Here is a 19,550-nt window from a genome sequence, read left to right as displayed (position 1 = left end):
AACAGGGGGTACGTCTGGAATCTGCAACACTTGGCCGGTCAGGAGACAACATGAACCGCATTGTCTGGGCTTTTCTGCCTCTTGCCGCATGTACAACAATCAGCGCTGAACAACGCGATTGGCAACAGCAGACAGAAGGCTTGCCGCAGCAAACCCTCTCTCTATCCTGTGCCAGCGGCCCCAAAGAGGTGCATGTGCTGGGAACAGGTCAGTTTGCCAAAGCGGATGGTTTGATTTTCATCTGCACCACCCCTCTTGCTGGCGGGTTGGCCTGCAGTGCCGAAAATCAACGGCGGATCATAGATTTTGAAACCCGTACCGCTGTGCGCATCTCGAAGGATGGCCACCAAGATACCTGTCAGTTTTAATCGCAGACCTGCTGCATCGCCGCCCATTCGCCATCAGACAAGACATCTGCATAGGGTTTGCCCTTGATGGCCGCCCCTCTGGAAAAATCGATCCGACTGGTCAGCGTAGGGTGGCTGACAAAATGCGAAACGATCCCTTCGGTATCACCGTATTTATCGCGCAATCGCTCAAACATATCGCCCAGCGCCGCCGGAGAGACATTTGCGTTTTCCAGCACCTCATAGGCAAACTCGTCAGCACCTTTTTCCGCAGCTTGAGCATAGTTCGCACTAATCAGTTTTTCCGTCAGAAACAAAACCGCCGCCCCCCCTGCAAAATCACCAAAGAGCAGCCCGAGGATACCGATTGACCCTGCCGACCTCAGCGCATGGCGCGTTGGGTCGCGATTTTCGACGTGACCGACTTCATGCGCCAAAACCGCGGCGATTTCATTCGGGCTTTGCGCGGCATCGATCATGCCGCGGAAAAACACAACATATCCGCCGGGCAGCGCAAAGGCATTGACCATCTCATGATCCAGAACAAACAATTTGATCGCGGCGTCAGTGTCTCGCTCAACATCAAGCGCTACGAGCATCCGCTCAAAAGCGGCTAATCCCTCTTCGCCTTCACAGATCGGCAACGGAGGTAGCCCCGACCCTGCAAGCGCTTGGCGTATTTGTTTAAACGTCGCCTCGCCCAAAGCCCGCTCACCAGCTGGGGGAACATAGGTGGCAAGGCTATCTGCCAACATCGGGACCAATACGCCGACCTGCAATGCAACTGCGGCAACAGCGCCAATGGCCCATGCCGCCAATCGCCCCCGCCCCTTTGGCGGAGCGCGACGTTTAAGCCTGCGCAGATGGGGCAAAAGGGATACGTCAAACAGGTGTAGTCGCGCCAGCGGATCACCCGTCCAGCGCAAAATCACACCCTCCTTACCAGCCGTATCGTCTAGCCGGCGGATTTCATCCAGTGGCCAGCGCACGCCGCTTTCAGCACTTGCTGGCAGGCCAATCTCAAGCATTTGCGCCTGTGTATCAACAGCCAATGTCACGTCTTGGGGAACGGGTGAGTCCCCATCGAAATACGCACTGCGGCGACCATCAAACAGGATATCCGTGCTGCTGTGCCGCTGGGGGAGGTCAGGTGGCATCGTCATATCGCAGCCCCCAAATCCAACGCCTCGGCAAAGCCTTCGGCCTCGGCGAATTCATCGCGTTTACGTTGGTTGATCTCGGCCAAACCAGCAATGTTATGGAGGCTAAGCGTTACCGCCATGTGGCGCATCAGGGGAAACGTGACAAAGACATGATGAAGCACGCCCCAGAACAAAAAGACGGAGAGGTACAACATCGCAAGGATGGTAAACGATAGCCATTGTGGCAGATTTCCCAACGGATCCGATGTGCCAATCTGTGCCTCAAGAAAGGCATCCGGCCCCAGCAACCCAATCGCCACACCCACAATCCCACCCAGCCCAATGATCAGGATCAAATAGGCGATTGTCGTACCAAGCACATAGATCATCGAAATACGCAGACCTTTCAGCTCGGATCGCATTTGGACACCATTCATAGTCTTGCGTCCTGCTAGAATACGTTTGCTAACAAAGCGATAGTGAACCGCGCCATAGATCAGCAACAAAACCAAGGGAATGAGAACAAAGAGACGCGCAGGACGGATCATATTTAGAAGGCTGAGCTCAACCTCCAGCAGCCCACCCAAGGCTTCCGCAAAATCTCCCTCCCCGTCCACCACGAACGGGAGGATAGGATCAAGCCAAACCAGCCAGACACTGCAGAGCCCCAACAAAAGAACCCCAACAGCAAAAGGCATCGCAGCGGGAAACAGCATCTGCCAACGCCCGCCTTGTTCCATCTTGCCAGACCCGAAAAACGTGCGATCCGTTTTATACTTCTCCAGCCAGAACGTCATGCGGGGCCAAAGAATACCCAACGTGCAAATGGTGATCAGCCAATGCACCAAGGCACGCCATGCATAGCCCCACGCCCCCTTCTCCAGACCAAACCGCACACCGCGCCAACGTGTTCGTCCCAGAACATACCGCCGCGCGCGGTATTGCGCGTAAAACCATATAGGAATCACCCCGACAAAACTGGTGAAATACCCTAGGAACGAGCTTTGAAAGAACGAAAAGCTGGCGAACATCAGGACCAGATTTACGATGCCGATGTAAAAAGTCAGGATCACCACCGCGATGAAAAAGCCCAACAGCTTTTCCCACGGATCGCCGACATACTCCAACGGATACCCACCCGGACGGATCGACGACCAGTACCAGCGGCGCAGGCGGGTCTTCATCCAGAAGCGGTAGAACCCCAGCGTGAGAACCGTCCAAAAACCAGATTTCAACGCCAACCAAAACAACGCCGAGCGGTTGCCCACGAACCAAACATCAATCCCCTGTTCGGGAATTGGTGGGGGCGAAAGATCAGGTGAACTTATTGTCACGCGGGAACCCACGAGGTGCCATGCGGCCCGCTGTTGCCCGCTTGCCTGTCCATTCAGCCAGCTCGACCTCGGTACGGGTGCGCCCTGCAGGGTCTAGCCAGCTCAGCCCGTCTGCGCGGTTAAAGGTCGTGGCGTCTGATAGGCCGCCATCCTTGTACTTTTGCATTCGCACACCTTTACCGCGGCCCATTTCGGGCAGCTCGTCCAAGGCAAACACCAGCACTTTGCGGTTTTCACCCACGGCAGCGACGCTATCGCCTTCAACGGATTTGCAAATCATGGCCGTAACATCGCCACGCACATTCAACACCTGCTTACCCGAACGGGTTTGCGCCACTACATCAGCCTCTGGCACGACGAAACCATCCCCTGCCGATGATGCGACCAGCAATTTGCCATCGGGTTTGTGGATAAACAGCTCAACCAGTTGCACCTCGTTTGGCAGGTCAACCATCAAGCGCAAAGGTTCCCCCATGCCACGCCCACCGGGTAGGTTGGCGGCGGATACGGTGTAGAAGCGGCCATTACTGCCAAAGGCCAACAAACGGTCTGTCGTTTCGGCATGAAAGATAAACCGCGGTCCGTCACCGTCTTTGAATTTCAACTCACGCGCCAGATCAATGTGGCCCGTCATGGCGCGAATCCACCCCATCTCGGAACAGACGACCGTTATCGGCTCACGGTCGATCATGGCCTCGATCGGCACATCCTCGATCACACCGGCCTCGGCAAAAGTGGTTCTGCGGGCGCCGCCATCATATTGCTTGCCGAATTGCTTTTTCGTCTCACGCAACTGGTCTGTAATACTGTCCCACTGCAGGCTTTCGTTCTCCAGCAGATCTTCTAGCCCAGCGCGCTCTTCCATCAGCTCGGTTTGTTCGCGCAAAAGCTCCAGTTCTTCGAGGCGGCGCAAGCTGCGCAAGCGCATATTCAGGATGGCCTCGGCCTGCACTTCGGACAACTCACCATCGCCAGCGGCGGGCGAGACATAATCCTTTTCATCCATCGCACGCACGTGGGTCTTACCCCAGTCTTCGCGCATCAAGGCATCTTTTGGCTCATCATCATACCGGATGATGTCGATCACGCGGTCTAGATTGAGGAAGGCAACGATAAAGCCCTCCAACACTTCCAGACGGTGGTCGATCTTTTCCATGCGGTGACGCGAACGGCGCTCCAGCACTTCGCGGCGGTGATCAAGGAAGGCGCGCAGCACTTCCTTCATCGAGCACACCTTAGGCGTGACGCCGTCGATCAGCACGTTCATGTTCAACGAAAACCGCACCTCTAGATCAGAAGAGCGGAACATCATGCCCATCAAGACCTCGGGATCGACGTTTTTCGAACGCGGCTCCAGCACCATGCGCACGTCTTCGGCGCTTTCGTCGCGCACATCTGCAAGGATCGGGATCTTTTTGGTCTGGATCGCCTCGGCAATCTTTTCAATCAGCTTGGACTTTTGAACCTGATAGGGAATTTCGGTCACAACGATCTGCCACTGGCCGCGGCCAAGGTCTTCGACCTCCCAACGCGCGCGCAGGCGAAAGCCCCCCTTACCCGTGCGATAGGCTGTTGCAATACTGTCTTCGGGCTCAACAATCACGCCGCCTGTCGGGAAATCCGGCCCCGGCACATAGTTGAGCAACGTGTCATCACGCGCGTCAGGCGTTTTGATCAGATGGATACAGGCGTCACACAGCTCGGATATATTGTGCGGCGGAATATTCGTCGCCATCCCCACAGCAATCCCGCTAGAGCCATTGGCCAAAAGGTTCGGAAACTGCGCTGGCAAAACTGACGGTTCTGTCAGACGGCCATCATAGTTGTCGCGAAAATCAACGACGTTTTCGTTGAGGCCTTCCAGCATTGCCTCGGCGACCAATGTCATACGCGCTTCGGTGTATCGGCTGGCAGCGGGGTTATCCCCGTCGATGTTGCCAAAGTTACCCTGCCCATCCACCAGCGGATAACGCACGTTAAAGTCCTGCGCCAAACGCGCCATCGCATCATAGATCGCCGCATCACCATGCGGGTGGAAATCCCCCATCGTGTCGCCGCTGATCTTGGCAGACTTTAGAAACCCACCCGTCGAATTCAACCGCAAGCGATTCATCGCATATAGGATTCGACGGTGAACCGGCTTTAACCCATCGCGCGCATCAGGCAGCGCACGGTGCATAATCGTACTAAGCGCATACGTGAGATAGCGATCACCCAACGCACGGCGAAGGGGTTCTGACGTTTCCTCAAATCGAGGGGCGGCTGGGTTTTGCGTATCTGACATGCAAGTTGTTTAGCCGTGCCGCGACAGGTCGACAAGCGGTAGCCATACCAAATTGCAAAGCTCATTGGGCGAACGTGGCATTCAGGATACGTGCCAATTTTCTTCCTTTTTCCCCTCAAAAAAGTTCACGAACTTTGATACCTAAGGTGTGGGGGAAGCCAGATTCTTGGTTTCTATGAGAATCTGTTGGAGCCGTAACCATGAAAACCTTTATCCTTTTGACTTTCGGCTTTTTGGCCTTTGCCTTTTATGAGCTAAGCGGTGGATCGGATTTCCAACCAGCAAGCGCACGCTTGGCTGCTGAAGCGCCCGAAGCAGATGAAAAGATTGTTGCTGCCGCAGAGCCCCCCGCCGCGCAGGAGGCCCCCTCGATTATTGACACAGCCTCCATTGCCAAGATCGATAGCACACCAGACGTAACACGCGTCTCACTGAGCCTTACCAATGTTAGCGAAGCCGCCGAAGAGGCGACGACAACCGAAGCAAAAGTTATCGACAGCGTGGAAACGCCTCAGATCATCTTGCCGAGCCTGATCGCAACAACAGACACCACTGCACCCCAAACCCAAGACGGTGACATCCGCACCGTATCCGGTAACCGCGTGAATGTGCGTGGAGGGCCGTCAACCGACTATGGCATCGTCAACAAATTAACCCGCGGCGTTTCCGTTGAGGTTTTGGAAGACAACGGAAACGGATGGGTTCGCATGCAACCCCTAGATGGCGGCGAGCCAGGATGGATGGCCGATTTCTTGCTCACTTCGGGCTAAGGCCAACAAGGGCAATTGCCATTCTATCCAAAACAACGCACATCAGGCCTCGTTCACCAACGGGGCCTTTTTTATGTCTAAACGCACAATCCTCATTACGGGCTGCTCTTCGGGGATCGGCTATGCCGCCGCCCACGGCATGCGCGAACGCGGCTGGCATGTCTATGCCGCCTGCCGTCAGGAACTGGATTGCGCGCGCCTACGCGAAGAAGGTTTTGACAGCCCCCGCATTGATTATATGGACCCCGACAGCATCATCGTCGCCTTGGCAGATATTCTGGAGGATACTGGCGGCACTTTGGACGCTGTTTTCAACAATGGCGCCCACGCCACACCAGGTGCGGTTGAAGACATCCCGACCGAAGCGCTTCGCGAGATATTCGAGGCAAACTTCTTTGGGTGGCACACGCTAACCCGCGCGATCATCCCCACGATGCGCGCCCAAGGGCATGGCCGTATTGTCCAATGCTCCTCTGTTTTAGGGCTTGTCGCCCAACCTTGGCGCGGCGCCTATAACGCCACCAAATTTGCTCTTGAAGGTCTTACCGACACGCTGCGCCTTGAGATGCGTGGCACTGGGGTTCATCCGATCCTGATCGAACCCGGCCCGATTACCTCAAAAATCCGCTCAAATTCGATCCCCCATTTTGAACGCTGGGTCGATTGGGAAAACTCGGCCCGTGCGCATCAGTACGAAACCGAACTGGGCCCACGCCTGTATAACGCCTCAGGGCCGGATAAATTTGAGCTCCCCCCCCAAGCAGTTGTCAAAAAGCTGATCCATGCCGTTGAGGCCCCGCGCCCACGCCCAAGGTATTACGTGACAACGCCGACCTATCTGGCTGGGACAATTCGTCGTATACTACCAACGCGCCTACTGGATCGCGTTCTCTCCCGTTAAAGAGTAAACCAACACCTCAAACAGCTATCAAAGGGAATACCCTATGTCTGATCCGTTTTTCATCGTCGTCATTATCGCGATTCTGGCAGTTGTTGTTGTGCTGCTTATGGGCCTGGGCGGGTTTGCAAAGGGCGGCGCGTTTAACAAAGCCAACTCAAACAAATTGATGCGCTGGCGTATCATTGCGCAGTTCATTGCCGTTGTCCTAATCATGATCTACGTTTTCTTCATCAAGGGGTAAGCAGATGGTTGTTTTGAACAAGATTTACACCCGCACGGGCGATAAAGGCGATACCGCCTTGGGCAATGGCGCGCGGGTTGCAAAGCACGACCCCCGCGTTGAAGCCTATGGCACATCTGACGAATTGAACTGCTTTGTCGGCATCGCCCGCCTTCATGCAAAGGATGAAACCGACGCCGCCCTATCGCGCATTCAAAACGACCTGTTCGATCTGGGTGCAGACCTGTGTCGCCCCGATATGGAACAGGACGCAGCGGCCGAGTACCCGCCGCTGCGTATGGCCGATGCCCAAGTTGATCGTCTGGAATCTGAAATTGACGAGATGAATAAATCCCTAGAGGCGCTGCGCAGCTTTATCCTGCCAGGCGGAACCGAACTCGCTGCCCATCTACATGTATGTCGCACAGTTGCACGCCGCGCCGAACGCCTAGCGACCGAACTCGCGACGCAGGAATCTGTTAATACCGCTGTCATTCGGTACCTCAACAGACTTAGCGATTGGTTCTTTGTGGCGGCGCGCTCTGCCAATAATGGTGGAAAAGACGATATTCTATGGGTTCCTGGCGCAAACCGCTAAACCCCAGAACCACCCCCAAAGCTGATGTAAAACCCAACGCGGCAACGCAATAAAATTGCCTGTGAGCAGGCAAAAACGTTGTAACGTGACGTGCCTCTGCCCCCATGTGGCGATTTTACGCTGTTTCGATCCGAATTGCTTCGTTAGACATGGCACAGATTTATTGGCTAGGCCCCTATGGGTCTGAGTCGCAACCAAGGAGAAAATCGCTCATGAAGGTGCTCGTACCTGTCAAACGCGTGATCGACTATAACGTGAAAGTACGCGTAAAAGCGGACGGTTCAGGTGTTGATCTTGCCAACGTTAAAATGTCCATGAACCCGTTCGACGAGATTTCCGTTGAACAGGCGATCCGTTTGAAAGAAGCGGGTCAGGCGGATGAAATCGTCGCGGTATCCATCGGTGTAAAGCAGGCGCAGGAAACTCTGCGCACAGCTTTGGCAATGGGCGCAGACCGTGCGATCCTTGTGGTTGCTGCGGACGACGTACATGACGACATCGAACCTTTGACCGTTGCGAAAATCCTGAAAGGGATCGTCGACGAAGAGCAGCCAGGTCTGGTTCTTTGCGGCAAGCAAGCAATCGACAACGACATGAACGCAACCGGCCAAATGCTTTCTGCTTTGATGGGCTGGTCCCAAGCGACATTCGCCTCCGAAGTTGCAATTGAAGGCGACAAAGCCGTTGTAACACGCGAAGTAGACGGCGGCCTGCAGACAATCAAAGTGGGCATGCCTACTGTGATCACCGTAGACCTGCGTTTGAACGAACCTCGCTATGCTTCCTTGCCCAACATCATGAAGGCAAAGAAAAAGCCACTGGATGAGAAAACTCCAGCGGACTACGGCGTAGAGGTCTCCAACCGTCTGGAAATCGTCAAAACCGAAGAGCCAGCAGCACGTGCAGCAGGCATCAAGGTTGGTTCGGTTGACGAGCTGGTCGAGAAACTTAAAGAAGCGGGGGCTGTGTAATGGCTGTTCTACTCCTTGCAGAAGTAAACGATGGCGAATTGGCAATGGACGCAACGGCAAAGGCCGTTACCGCAGCCAAACAGCTGGGTGATGTAACCGTTTTGGCGGCGGGCGGCTCTGCTGCTGCAGCTGGTGAAGCAGCGGCCAAAATCGACGGCGTTGCCAAGGTTCTGGTTGCCGAGGATGGTTCCTTGGGCCACCGTTTGGCTGAAGCCACTGCCGCGTTGATCGTGTCCTTGGCTGGTGATTACGATCACATCGTAGCCCCGGCAACAACAGACGCGAAAAACGTGATGCCACGTGTTGCGGCCCTGTTGGATGTGATGGTTATCTCTGACGCTTCCGGCGTTGTAGATGCCGACACGTTCGAGCGCCCAATCTATGCGGGTAACGCAATCCAGACTGTTAAATCCACGGATGCAAAGAAAGTTATCACTTTCCGTACCTCCACATTTGACGCTGCTGGCGAAGGTGGCTCCGCATCTGTTGAAACCGTTTCCGCAGCCGCAGATCCTGCCCTGTCCGAATGGGTCGAAGACAAAGTTGCGGAAAGCGACCGCCCAGAACTGACATCCGCTGGTGTTGTTGTTTCCGGTGGCCGTGGCGTTGGCTCTGAGGATGACTTTGCGCTGATCGAAAAGCTGGCAGACAAACTGGGCGCGGCTGTTGGCGCATCCCGTGCGGCTGTTGACTCGGGCTATGCCCCGAACGACTGGCAGGTTGGCCAGACCGGTAAAGTTGTTGCACCTGAGCTTTATGTCGCTGTTGGCATCTCTGGTGCTATTCAGCACCTCGCCGGCATGAAAGACAGTAAGATCATCGTTGCGATCAACAAAGACGAAGAAGCACCTATCTTCCAGGTTGCTGATTACGGCCTTGTTGCTGACCTGTTCGAAGCTGTTCCAGCCTTGATCGAAAAACTCTGATTTTTTCAGATACATTCAGAATGGAAAGCCCGCCCTTGGCGGGCTTTTTACATTAAGCGATCCAGAACTGGCCTGAGTTTATTAGCGATCTCAGTATGAAACGCGGGGCCCTGCAATGTCCGCGCAGCCGCTTCCTGAAACGATGTATACACCATCCCTTCCCGCCTCGCGCTTTCGTCTATGGCATCACAGGACACCTCTAGATAGGCATCTATCAACCCGCTAAGGGCTCTCAGCATTTCATCTGTAACAAATGCGGGCCCTCTTGCCGTGTTCTTGTTCTGGCTTTCCAGCGAGGTCTCCAAGCCCAACAAAATCACACGCTTTCCCAACCGCTCGATCAACTGCTGCATCCGTTTCAACCAAACCCTCTGAAGCATCCGCTTAACCAGCTCAAATCGCTCGGCATCCATGGTCCAGAGATGACCCAGCATATGTTGGGTAAAGTTGAACTGTGTAAAATCCACTGTGGGATACAGGCTTTCCAACTGTGCCGATGCTTTTAAAAATCGATCATTCCGACGAGGGTGCACCGTATAGTACAGATTGCTAAGGTTTGCCGCCCCAAGGACTTCCAAAACCGTCACCCGCGCATTGGAGGCGAGTTCGCACACAATTGGTTCACCCGCAAAAACATCCAAACCCGCGTTTAGTTGCCCAAGGTTCACCGAAGTGACCCCTGTCAAATGCTCAACCTTCAACGGATAAGGTTGCGCAATAAATTTACCAAATGTCTGCGTGCCGCCAATGAAGGCCACATAGGGTGCCTCCAGATCACGCCTTGGCCCACGGAATAAAAGTCTGGACGCACCAAAACGGTACGGCAAATAGTCAAGGGCCCCCGGCCCCTGTTGAATATAGGTCATAACACCCACCTTTTTCTCACCCGCGATGATCATGGCCAGCAAGCAGTTACGATTCGTTTAAAGGTGGCATTCACATAAACTTTTCCGCATTACCTCCCCTTGCGGATAACCAAGCTACAACCGTAAGCTGGCCGCAACGCAGCATAGGAGCAGAACCATGCAGATCCAGACAATAGGAATCGTTGGCGCAGGCCAGATGGGCAATGGTATTGCGCACGTCATGTCACTGGCAGGGTATGATGTCTTGCTCAATGACATCAGCGAAGATGCCCTTACCAAAGCATTGGAAACGGTGCGGGGCAACATGGCCCGTCAGGTAGGCCGTGGAAAGGTCTCTGAGGCTGATATGGAAGCAGCCCTTGGGCGCATGAAGGTAACGACCCAGCTGTCTGACCTTGGCCCTTCTGATTTGATCATCGAAGCCGCCACAGAACGGGAAGAAATCAAGCAAGCTATCTTTGAGCAACTGCTACCCCACCTCAAACCAGAAACGATTCTGACGTCAAACACCTCTTCCATTTCAATTACACGTCTGGCCAGTCGGACGGATCGGCCCGAAAAATTTATGGGCTTCCACTTTATGAACCCCGTTCCGGTTATGCAGCTGGTGGAACTCATCCGAGGAATCGCAACCGACGAAGAAACGTTTGCCGCCTGTAAAGAAGTCGTCGACCGCCTCGGGAAAACTGCTGCCTCTGCAGAGGATTTTCCAGCCTTTATCGTCAATCGGATCCTGATGCCGATGATCAACGAGGCCGTCTATACCCTGTACGAAGGTGTCGGGAACGTTCAATCTATCGACAGCTCGCTCCGCCTTGGGGCGAACCACCCGATGGGGCCATTAGAGCTGGCTGATTTTATCGGATTAGATACCTGTCTGGCCATTATGAACGTACTGCATGACGGGCTGGCAGATACTAAATATCGCCCCTGTCCGCTGCTCACGAAATACGTTGAGGCAGGCTGGTTAGGCCGCAAAACAAAACGCGGTTTTTATGACTATCGCGGAGAGGTACCCGTACCGACCCGCTAGTCCTTTAGCCCCAGCGTGTGGGCGCGAAGCCACTCCATAAATTTGCGCGGATCATCCGCGCGCGCATCAATTTCCGATTGCGGGATTGGCTCTCCGACAATCGGTTTTTGCGGCTTGTTACAGCTGTGTACAATTTCGTGCAGCAGAAGGCCCTGACGCACCATCGGGGAAATTTTATTCGCGATCTGATAGGCGCGGCTGTTTTGCCCCGGGAATTTCATGGGTACAACCCGCGCCCCTGAGCGGCGGATCATCTTGGCTGTGAACACGTTCCATTCCGCCTCTACGGCAGGGCCCCACCACGTGTCAGAAGCAGCCACAACGCCAGATGGGAACAGAGCAACCACGCCGCCCTCTTTGAGGTGTTTCATTGCTTTTGCGCGCATCTCGACACCCTTACGCTGGGCATCTGGATCGTGTGGAAATGGCACGGGGATCATATAGCTGCCCGCCACTTCGTCGATCGACGTCAAAAGGGACCGCGTAAGAATACGATAGTCTGGGCGAACCCGCCCGATTAGATCGGCAAAGATCATACCATCAACCATCCCGTGCGGGTGGTTAGCGACAACAATCACAGGACCTTCCTTTGGGATAAGGTCCAATTGCTCTTGTGGCGTTTTCAGATCGATACCCATTGTATCCAAAGCTGAGCGCCAAAAACCCTGCCCAGTCGGCGCGCCATTTCGCTCAAACTTTTTGATCATCCGCAGGATTTGTAACCTGCCCGTCAGCATCTCCATGACGCTGATCATCCGCGATTTCCACGGGTCGTCGAACGTAGAAGCGTAGGACAAGCTGCTTCGGTCGTAGGTGGTAAAGTTTACCTTTTCAGCACTATCGTTGCTGTGAGACTGCGTCATAACAGGTTGGGTATTCTCAGCCACTTAGGCAACCTCGCTCAAACATTCATCATGGCGGGCGCCTACATGCCCTCGCCGAACTTGTCAGCAACTAGCGCAGTAATAGCAGCCGCAAGTGCATCCGCATCTGTGCCCGTCGTTTCAACGTCAATAAAGCTTCCATTGGCCGCTGCCAACATCAAAAGCCCCATAATACTGTCCCCCGAGGCATTCATGCCATCCTTGGAGATTTCCGCGCTGGCATCAAAACCTTCCACAACTTCAACCAGTTTCGCTGAAGCCCGCGCATGCAAACCTTTTACATTAACAATTTCTAACGTCATTTTAGTCATGGAAAGGCCTTGTTATTCGGAACTGACATTTTGCGTGTCGATGTATTTCTTACCAGCCTCAAGAGCGGCCCGAACAGCATCCGGAACCGCTTTACTCCTGCTCTTGGCCAGCTTGATCAACATCGGAAGATTTGCACCATAAATAATCCGGCGCCCTGCTGGCTTGCAGGCAGGTAAGCTCAAATTCGAGGGGGAGCCGCCAAAAAGATCCGTAACGACAACGACACCATGGCCGCGGTCAACCGCGTCCGCTGCGTCGCAAATCTCTGATTGTTTTGCAGCCCGGTCATGATCGGCCCGGATTTCGATCGCCCGAACCCCTTCTTGGGACCCGACAACATGCTCGATGGCAGCGAGATACTCTCGGGCCAAACCACCATGTGCCACAATCACAATACCAATCACGTTGCTTACGATTCCTTTTGTTCGCGAGAAGCAATTTCTCGGTGTCTAATTGACACCTGCCAGCCAGCATTCGCAAGCTGCTTTGCATGACTTTCCGCAAGTGTCACCGATCTATGTTGCCCTCCGGTACAGCCAAACGCGATGGAAAAGTGGCTTTTCCCCTCTTCGCGACATGCTGGCAGGATTAACAAACTCAGATCCAGAACTTTCTGAGAGAACTCCTCAAACCTCGGGTCGGTGGCAACATGCGCCGCAACAAGAGGATTAGTCCCATTCAAAGCCCGCAAAGACGGGTCCCAATAAGGGTTCTTTAAAAAGCGGCAGTCGTAAACCATATCAACCGACCGTGGCAGCCCCCGTTTATAGGAAAAGGACTGAACCGTTACCGCGAGATGGCGCTTGCCCCCAGGGGCGAACCATTGCTCGACTTCTGCGCGCAGTTCGTGAACGTTCAGGCCAGATGTGTCGATCAACACATCAGCCCGCGCGCGAAGAGGTTTTAAAAGCTCTTGCTCGGCCTGAATGCCGTCCGCAGGACGATCCGCTGGTGCCATCGGATGACGTCTGCGGGTTTCGGAAAAACGATGCAGTAAAACCTCGGTGCTGCAATCCAGAAACAACAGCTCTGCAACAACGCCAGCGCGCATGGATAGGCGCCCCAAAAGATCGATAACCGTGTTCGTCGAAAAATCACGGTTACGCGCATCAATCCCCAGCGCCAAAGGGCGGGTTTGATCCGTCTCATCAAACAAAACCGGCATCAATCGCAACGGCAAGTTATCGATCACTTCAAAACCAGCGTCTTCCAGAACGTTCAACGCCGAAGAGCGTCCAGCACCGGACGGACCGGAAACAAAAACGATGCGCCGTGTCGGCGGGGCCAAGTCAGCCATTAGGTCTGGTCTCCTATTCCTTGCACATAAGCAAGAATTGCGGATGGGAAATAGGGTGCTTCTACCTTGTGTAGGCAAGGCAAGGTTATGTCCAGTATCGACATGCTTTGCCGCTGGGGCAGACGCGCCTCCTCGGCCTTGGAAAGGTCAATCACGACCGAGACAACCGCGTCTTTTTGATAGGGTATTTCTAAAATCCCAACCCCGCGTGCTTCTATCTTTCCCGCAATCGTGGCCGGACAGGTAGCAACGACCAGACCGTCCCGCCGTGTCACATCCGTTCTATCATCCGAGACCAGTTTCGCCCCCAATGCGATCAACTGCAAAGAAAGCGCCGATTTCCCGCTGCCTGAAGGCCCCAAGATCAAAATGCCACGCCCGTTTACCGCAACGCAATTTGCATGCAGGTTCTGGGAGTAAGAGCTCATCCTTTAGATCGGCAGACCAACAACGAAACGCGCGCCAAGAGGATCAGAAGTGATGTCTGCTTCGGTTGGGCGGATGTTCTCTGCCCAAATAACACCGCCATGCGCTTCTACGATCTGTTTTGAAATCGCAAGACCAAGTCCCGAGTTATTGCCGAAATGCTCATCAGGACGCTGGGAATAGAACCGTTTAAAGATCTTGGCCAGCGCCTGATCAGGAATGCCTGGGCCAGTATCTTCGACAACAATCAACACGCGGTTTTCCCGCTTGCGGGCCCAAACCCGAATGGCGTCACCGTCTTCGCAAAAGGAAATCGCGTTTGTGATTAGGTTCACAAAAACTTGGGCCAAGCGCGCTTCCAAACCTTGCACGACAATCGGGTCGGACGGCAAATCCACGATAAAATCGATACCTTTTCCCTTGGCGTCTTGGCCAAGGTATTCGCCCAAGTTCCCGAGCATCTTCATCAGATTAAACGGTTCTTCTTCCTCTTTGACCAGCTCGCTGTCCAATCGCGAAGCGTTGGAAATGTCGCTGACCAGACGATCCAATCGGCGAACATCATGGTCGATCACGTCTAGCAGCTTTTCGCGTTGATCCTCGCGTTTGATCATCCGCAAAGTCCCCACCGCCGAGCGAAGAGAGGCCAGCGGGTTTTTAATCTCATGGGCAACATCAGCCGCGAACTGTTCGTTGCCGTCGATCCGGTTGTAAAGAGCCGAAATCATACCGCGCAGCGCACCTGAAAGCCGTCCGATTTCATCAGGTCGCGCTGTTAGATCCGGAATACGAATGCGACCCGGGTTCATTTTTCGCGCATCTTTGTCGCGTCCCAATTCCGCCGCCGCCGCAAGGTCAGAAAGGGGATTAGCAATCGTCGAGGCCAAAACAAGGCTCAGGCCGATAGAGACAAGCGTCGCAATGATGAACATTTGCAAAACCCGCTCACGTTCACTGCTGACCAATCTATCGATCTCACCACTGGCGCTCGCAATCGCAACAGCACCTACTGCGGTACCGCCCTGCTCAATCGGGGTGGCAACCGCAAGCAAAGTTGCGCCAGCTTCGTCGCGCTCCTCTTTGATTTGCGGCCCGTTTAGCAATGTCGCTTCGATAACTGGCTTTAGGCGCTCTTCGATGGTCATCGGCTCGCCGTCCGATCGGAAAGGAGTGGCCAGTGCCTCCCACAACCAATTAAGACCGTCCGTCAGGATCGTTTTGCTCTCGGCTCCGGCGGCTACGGCATCAATCGCGCCTTCATAACGGGAAATCAAAGCCCCATCAGGATCGAATACAAAAACCTGAATACCACTGCGCAGGTCCAACCCGTTCAGAGTTTTTTCAATGTCCACACCTTCGCCGACAGACAGGTCCACAGTTTGCCCTTCAGGCAGCTGGGCCTCGACAACATCGGCGATCAACTCGGCCTCGGAAACAAGAGACGCAGCGCGCTGAACAGCAAGGCTTTCGCGAGAGGAATTGAGGTACAAGATACCCGCAACCAGAACATTCAACGCAATGAGATTAAACGTAATGATCTTTCGTGTCAGCGGCGACGCACGCAACGAGAACAAGCCGCGCCGCTCGCGGCGCGCTCTTATCTCGTTTGGTGCAGCGCTGTCTGGGGCGACCCAATCGTCGCCTAGAACAACATCACCATCGCTTTTTGCGGGGGTAAAATCGCGCACGAACTTCCTTTCGGCTAAAGCCCTATTAACGAATTACTCTTCGTTATACCTGTAACCAATACCATAAAGCGTCTCAATCGCCGAGAATTCATCATCCGCTGAGCGCATCTTTTTACGCAAGCGCTTGATGTGGCTATCGATGGTACGGTCATCTACATAAACCTGATCATCATAGGCTACGTCCATCAGCTGATCTCGTGACTTTACGAAACCAGGACGTTGGGCCAAAGCCTGCAGCAACAAAAACTCGGTCACGGTCAGCGACACATCTTTGCCCTTCCAGCTAACGGCGTGGCGCAGCGGATCCATCCGCAAATCACCGCGTTCCATAACCTTGGTGTCTTCGGTTTCACCGACCTCATCCGTCGCCACCGCGTCCTGACGGCGCAGCAAGGCGCGAATGCGCTCTACCAGCAAACGCTGCGAGAACGGTTTTTTCACGTAATCGTCCGCGCCCATGCGCAAACCCAACACTTCATCAATCTCATCGTCTTTGGACGTCAAAAAGATAACCGGCATCGCCGTTTTCTGGCGAAGACGCTGAAGCAGGTCCATCCCGTCCATCCGCGGCATCTTGATATCCAAAACAGCCATGTCCGGCATCCGCTTGTTAAAAGCGTCCAGCGCGGCCTGACCATCATTATATGTTTCCACCTCAAAACCTTCAGCTTCGAGAGTCATCGAGACGGACGTCAGGATATTCCTGTCGTCGTCAACCAATGCAATTTTTGACATTGCCCGTTTCCTTATGCTGCTCAATATAGTCTTTTGTTTTTAAGTACATTGATCACTCCTTAGGGGGACGAATCAATCCCAAAATTCGAATCAGTCAAATCTATGGCCACATTTCAGCCATATTTTGTTGCGGAATGGCTAATTTGCCGCACATTCACGATCTGGGCATTAGAATTTCACCCATTTCGGGTCATTTCGTCGCAACTGGTCTAGTGAAAATACAGGATTTTTGGCCAGCTTGCAGCATTTGGTTATGTGGTGGCGCTAACTATAGAAACGCGCCTGTTCAATCCGCAAATCATCGTGTTAAGAGGCCGCTATTCCACATCCGCCCGAGCGCTTTTGGTACCGGGCATTCCCCACTATGCTGCCTCAAAGAGGCAGTTTCAAAAGGAGACATTGCATGCAAACCGGACGGGTAAACCCGAACTTCAACCTAGACGATCAAGGGATCAAAGGGTTGGGCAATGTCTATTATAACCAGATGGAGCCAGCACTGATCGAGACCGCCCTAAAACGCGGCGAAGGGTCTCTCGGCAACGGCGGCGCTTTCCTTGTCACGACCGGAAAATTCACGGGCCGTTCACCAAAAGACAAACACGTCGTCATGAGCGACAGCGTAAAAGACACGATCTGGTGGGAAAACAACGCGGAAATGTCCGAAGCCGGCTTTGACGCGCTTTACATTGATATGCTCGCCCACATGGAAGGTCGCGATTACTTCGTACAAGACCTTGTTGGCGGTGCAGATCCAAAGCACGCAATCAACGTTCGCTTTGTGACCGAGCTGGCATGGCATGGCCTGTTCATCCGCAACATGATGCGTCGCCCTGATCGCGATCAGCTGGATGATTACCTTGCCGATTTCACTGTAATCAACTGCCCTAGCTTCCAAGCGGACCCAAAGAAACACAACTGCCGCTCTGAAACAGTGATCGCGATGAACTTTGATCGCAAACTGATCCTGATCGGCGGCACCGAATATGCTGGCGAAAACAAAAAATCTGTCTTCTCCCTGCTGAACTACTTGCTGCCTGAAAAAGGCGTGATGCCGATGCACTGCTCGGCCAACCACGCCATTGGCAACCCCGTTGACACGGCGATCTTCTTTGGCCTCTCAGGCACTGGTAAGACGACGCTGTCAGCCGACCCTTCCCGCACGCTGATCGGTGATGACGAACACGGCTGGTCCGATACGGGTACCTTCAACTTTGAAGGCGGCTGCTATGCCAAGACAATCAACCTGAGCGCCGAAGCCGAGCCTGAGATCTTTGCCACGACCGAGAAATTCGGCACCGTGATCGAAAACATGGTTTACGACGAAGACACCAAAGAGCTCGACTTTGAGGATGACAGCCTGACAGCCAACATGCGTTGCGCCTATCCGCTGCACTATATCTCAAACGCCTCTAAGAAAGCCGTTGGCGGACACCCAAAGAACATCATCATGCTAACCTGTGATGCCTTCGGGACCCTCCCCCCAATCGCGCGTTTGACACCTGCTCAGGCGATGTACCACTTCCTCTCTGGCTTCACCTCCAAGGTCGCCGGAACCGAGCGCGGCGTAACCGAGCCCGAGCCGACATTCTCGACCTGCTTTGGCGCGCCATTCATGCCACGCCGCCCAGAAGTCTATGGCAACCTGCTGCGCGAAAAAATCGCCGAGCATGGCGCGACCTGCTGGTTGGTCAACACCGGCTGGACTGGCGGCGCATATGGCACAGGCTCTCGGATGCCGATCCGTGCAACCCGTGCTTTGCTGACGGCAGCGCTGGACGGCACCCTGACCAAAGGCGATTTCCGCGTCGATGAGAACTTTGGCTTTGATGTGCCCGTCTCGGTACCAGGTGTAGCCGACATCCTGCTCGACCCGCGCCGCACGTGGGACGATGCCGAAGCTTATGACCGTCAGGTAGCCAAACTGGTCGCGATGTTTGCTGACAACTTTGAACAGTACCTGCCGCACATCGATGATGAAGTAAAAGCGGCTGCAATCCGCTAACGCTTGCATCACACGATAGAGAAAAGGGGCGCTGCGGTAATTGCAGCGCCCCTTTTTCGTAGTTGATTCAAATTTTATGGAATTAGGCTGCCATGGCCAGCAGATCATCAAACGGCAGCTCTAGCACATAGTGCAGATCGTCCCGCTCCATAAAGGTCATAAAGCCCTCGACAGGCTGGTCGCGCCCCTCAAAAAACCACCGCAAAGCCCCTGGCTGAGTGTGCATCCACCCCAATCGCTGCGGAAATCCCTTGGTTGCAACTGGTTTGGCCATAAAACCGACCATGTGATCAGGATCCCAATGCTGCATTGCTTGGAAAAACGCATAACGCCCCAAAACGCATGACAACCCCTGCCCTCTAAGGGAGGCCTCTCCCGGCTTGATCCAGAACTCGCCATTATAACAAACCGTGCCACGGCTGCGCTTTGCCTGTGGGCCCGCCCGAAAGCGTGATCGGCCAAGATCTAGACCTGGCGCTGCGGGCGGGAATTCTCGGAAATGGCGAATAAAATACTCGGCAACCGACTGTCCGTCCATGTCCAACATACGCAACGCCTGCGTGTGTACAATTTCACCACTTTCGTTCCGCCCAATCATCCAAAGGGCATTCTGAGGGTTCATTTCGTGAACATCTGGATCAAATGGAGCACCCAAAGGTTGATCGGGACGCGCGAATTTTAGGATATCGCGGTAAGCGTGGAAGTCATACCCGACCTCCATTTCAACCCCATATTTTTGAAACACTTCAGAACTGTTAGCAACAAATCTGTCGCTCGGGTGGATGGTGACTAATGACATAAGGAATCGCCTTTT

The 19,550-nt window shown here is 54.1% G+C and carries 21 protein-coding genes; 9 read left to right on the top strand and 12 right to left on the bottom strand.

The genetic code is table 11. From position 1 onward, the window contains the following. The first annotated feature begins 50 nt into the window (after nucleotides 1-50). Nucleotides 51-368 carry a hypothetical protein gene (locus tag Z948_RS0110065; RefSeq protein WP_025059441.1) on the top strand — a complete coding sequence of 106 codons (318 nt, stop codon included), beginning with the start codon at nucleotides 51-53 and terminating at the stop codon, nucleotides 366-368. Here the strand turns inward: Z948_RS0110065 and Z948_RS0110060 are convergent. The 3 genes from Z948_RS0110060 to parC are packed head-to-tail and all read right to left on the bottom strand — an operon-like array spanning nucleotide 365 to nucleotide 5,107. After that, nucleotides 365-1,510 (bottom strand): M48 family metallopeptidase, encoded by a 1,146-nt coding sequence (locus Z948_RS0110060; RefSeq protein WP_025059440.1) that lies wholly within the window; start codon nucleotides 1,508-1,510, stop codon nucleotides 365-367. The two genes, Z948_RS0110065 and Z948_RS0110060, sit on opposite strands and share 4 nt — an antisense overlap. After that, entirely contained in the window at nucleotides 1,507-2,823 is a 1,317-nt protein-coding gene (locus tag Z948_RS0110055) for a DUF898 family protein (protein ID WP_342665856.1), read from the bottom strand. The genes Z948_RS0110060 and Z948_RS0110055 overlap by 4 nt, the downstream gene beginning before the upstream one ends. Continuing rightward, entirely contained in the window at nucleotides 2,804-5,107 is a 2,304-nt protein-coding gene (gene parC / locus Z948_RS0110050; protein WP_025059438.1) for a DNA topoisomerase IV subunit A, read from the bottom strand. Before parC ends, Z948_RS0110055 begins: the two co-directional genes overlap by 20 nt. Before the next feature lie 200 nt (nucleotides 5,108-5,307). Here parC and Z948_RS0110045 point away from each other — a divergent pair, with 200 nt between their 5' ends. From Z948_RS0110045 to Z948_RS0110020, 6 genes are all read left to right on the top strand, one after another. Further along, on the top strand, nucleotides 5,308-5,877 hold the full coding sequence (locus Z948_RS0110045) for an SH3 domain-containing protein (protein ID WP_025059437.1): 570 nt from the start codon (nucleotides 5,308-5,310) through the stop codon (nucleotides 5,875-5,877). A 73-nt stretch (nucleotides 5,878-5,950) separates the two neighbouring features. After that, nucleotides 5,951-6,778 (top strand): SDR family NAD(P)-dependent oxidoreductase, encoded by an 828-nt coding sequence (locus Z948_RS0110040; protein WP_025059436.1) that lies wholly within the window; start codon nucleotides 5,951-5,953, stop codon nucleotides 6,776-6,778. A gap of 43 nt (nucleotides 6,779-6,821) precedes the next feature. Then, the gene (locus Z948_RS0110035; RefSeq protein WP_025059435.1) at nucleotides 6,822-7,019 is read left to right on the top strand and encodes a twin transmembrane helix small protein; all 198 of its coding nucleotides are present in this window, start codon (nucleotides 6,822-6,824) and stop codon (nucleotides 7,017-7,019) included. 4 nt (nucleotides 7,020-7,023) lie between these two features. After that, complete coding sequence (locus Z948_RS0110030; RefSeq protein ID WP_025059434.1) at nucleotides 7,024-7,596, top strand: cob(I)yrinic acid a,c-diamide adenosyltransferase; 573 nt, start codon at nucleotides 7,024-7,026, stop codon at nucleotides 7,594-7,596. 212 nt (nucleotides 7,597-7,808) lie between these two features. Continuing rightward, on the top strand, nucleotides 7,809-8,567 hold the full coding sequence (locus tag Z948_RS0110025) for an electron transfer flavoprotein subunit beta/FixA family protein (protein WP_025059433.1): 759 nt from the start codon (nucleotides 7,809-7,811) through the stop codon (nucleotides 8,565-8,567). Then, the gene (locus tag Z948_RS0110020; RefSeq protein ID WP_025059432.1) at nucleotides 8,567-9,493 is read left to right on the top strand and encodes an electron transfer flavoprotein subunit alpha/FixB family protein; all 927 of its coding nucleotides are present in this window, start codon (nucleotides 8,567-8,569) and stop codon (nucleotides 9,491-9,493) included. The genes Z948_RS0110025 and Z948_RS0110020 overlap by 1 nt, the downstream gene beginning before the upstream one ends. A 47-nt stretch (nucleotides 9,494-9,540) precedes the next feature. Here the strand turns inward: Z948_RS0110020 and Z948_RS0110015 are convergent, their stop codons facing one another. After that, complete coding sequence (locus Z948_RS0110015; protein ID WP_025059431.1) at nucleotides 9,541-10,359, bottom strand: DUF6473 family protein; 819 nt, start codon at nucleotides 10,357-10,359, stop codon at nucleotides 9,541-9,543. Nucleotides 10,360-10,516: 157 nt separating this feature from the next. Here Z948_RS0110015 and Z948_RS0110010 point away from each other — a divergent pair, with 157 nt between their 5' ends. Then, nucleotides 10,517-11,392, top strand: coding sequence for a 3-hydroxybutyryl-CoA dehydrogenase (locus tag Z948_RS0110010; protein ID WP_025059430.1), 876 nt, complete (start codon nucleotides 10,517-10,519; stop codon nucleotides 11,390-11,392). Here Z948_RS0110010 and Z948_RS0110005 read toward each other — a convergent pair. From Z948_RS0110005 to Z948_RS0109975, 7 genes are all read right to left on the bottom strand, one after another. After that, nucleotides 11,389-12,255: a lysophospholipid acyltransferase family protein gene (locus Z948_RS0110005; protein WP_081784051.1), complete on the bottom strand. Its 867-nt coding sequence runs from the start codon at nucleotides 12,253-12,255 to the stop codon at nucleotides 11,389-11,391. The genes Z948_RS0110010 and Z948_RS0110005 overlap by 4 nt on opposite strands. A 62-nt stretch (nucleotides 12,256-12,317) precedes the next feature. Continuing rightward, entirely contained in the window at nucleotides 12,318-12,587 is a 270-nt protein-coding gene (locus tag Z948_RS0110000) for an HPr family phosphocarrier protein (protein ID WP_025059428.1), read from the bottom strand. A 12-nt stretch (nucleotides 12,588-12,599) separates the two neighbouring features. After that, nucleotides 12,600-12,992, bottom strand: coding sequence for a PTS sugar transporter subunit IIA (locus Z948_RS0109995; protein ID WP_025059427.1), 393 nt, complete (start codon nucleotides 12,990-12,992; stop codon nucleotides 12,600-12,602). Nucleotides 12,993-12,997: 5 nt separating this feature from the next. Further along, nucleotides 12,998-13,885, bottom strand: coding sequence for an RNase adapter RapZ (gene rapZ / locus Z948_RS0109990; RefSeq protein ID WP_025059426.1), 888 nt, complete (start codon nucleotides 13,883-13,885; stop codon nucleotides 12,998-13,000). Further along, entirely contained in the window at nucleotides 13,885-14,313 is a 429-nt protein-coding gene (locus Z948_RS0109985; RefSeq protein WP_025059425.1) for an HPr kinase/phosphorylase, read from the bottom strand. The genes rapZ and Z948_RS0109985 overlap by 1 nt, the downstream gene beginning before the upstream one ends. A 3-nt stretch (nucleotides 14,314-14,316) precedes the next feature. Further along, a complete protein-coding gene (locus Z948_RS0109980) occupies nucleotides 14,317-15,999 on the bottom strand; it encodes a sensor histidine kinase (protein WP_025059424.1) in 1,683 nt (560 codons plus the stop codon). A 33-nt stretch (nucleotides 16,000-16,032) separates the two neighbouring features. Next, the gene (locus Z948_RS0109975; protein WP_025059423.1) at nucleotides 16,033-16,734 is read right to left on the bottom strand and encodes a response regulator transcription factor; all 702 of its coding nucleotides are present in this window, start codon (nucleotides 16,732-16,734) and stop codon (nucleotides 16,033-16,035) included. A 403-nt stretch (nucleotides 16,735-17,137) separates the two neighbouring features. On the opposite strand from Z948_RS0109975, the gene Z948_RS0109970 reads away from it, so the two are divergent. Beyond that, nucleotides 17,138-18,736, top strand: a complete 1,599-nt coding sequence (locus Z948_RS0109970; RefSeq protein ID WP_025059422.1) for a phosphoenolpyruvate carboxykinase — start codon at nucleotides 17,138-17,140, stop codon at nucleotides 18,734-18,736. Nucleotides 18,737-18,818: 82 nt separating this feature from the next. Here the strand turns inward: Z948_RS0109970 and Z948_RS0109965 are convergent, their stop codons facing one another. Then, a complete protein-coding gene (locus tag Z948_RS0109965) occupies nucleotides 18,819-19,535 on the bottom strand; it encodes a hypothetical protein (protein WP_025059421.1) in 717 nt (238 codons plus the stop codon). Nucleotides 19,536-19,550: the final 15 nt, after the last annotated feature.

The organism is Sulfitobacter donghicola DSW-25 = KCTC 12864 = JCM 14565, from assembly GCF_000622405.1.
GTDB lineage: Bacteria > Pseudomonadota > Alphaproteobacteria > Rhodobacterales > Rhodobacteraceae > Sulfitobacter > Sulfitobacter donghicola.
Note: the sequence above shows the minus strand (reverse complement) of the source record. Positions and strands in the feature narration are given on the sequence as shown.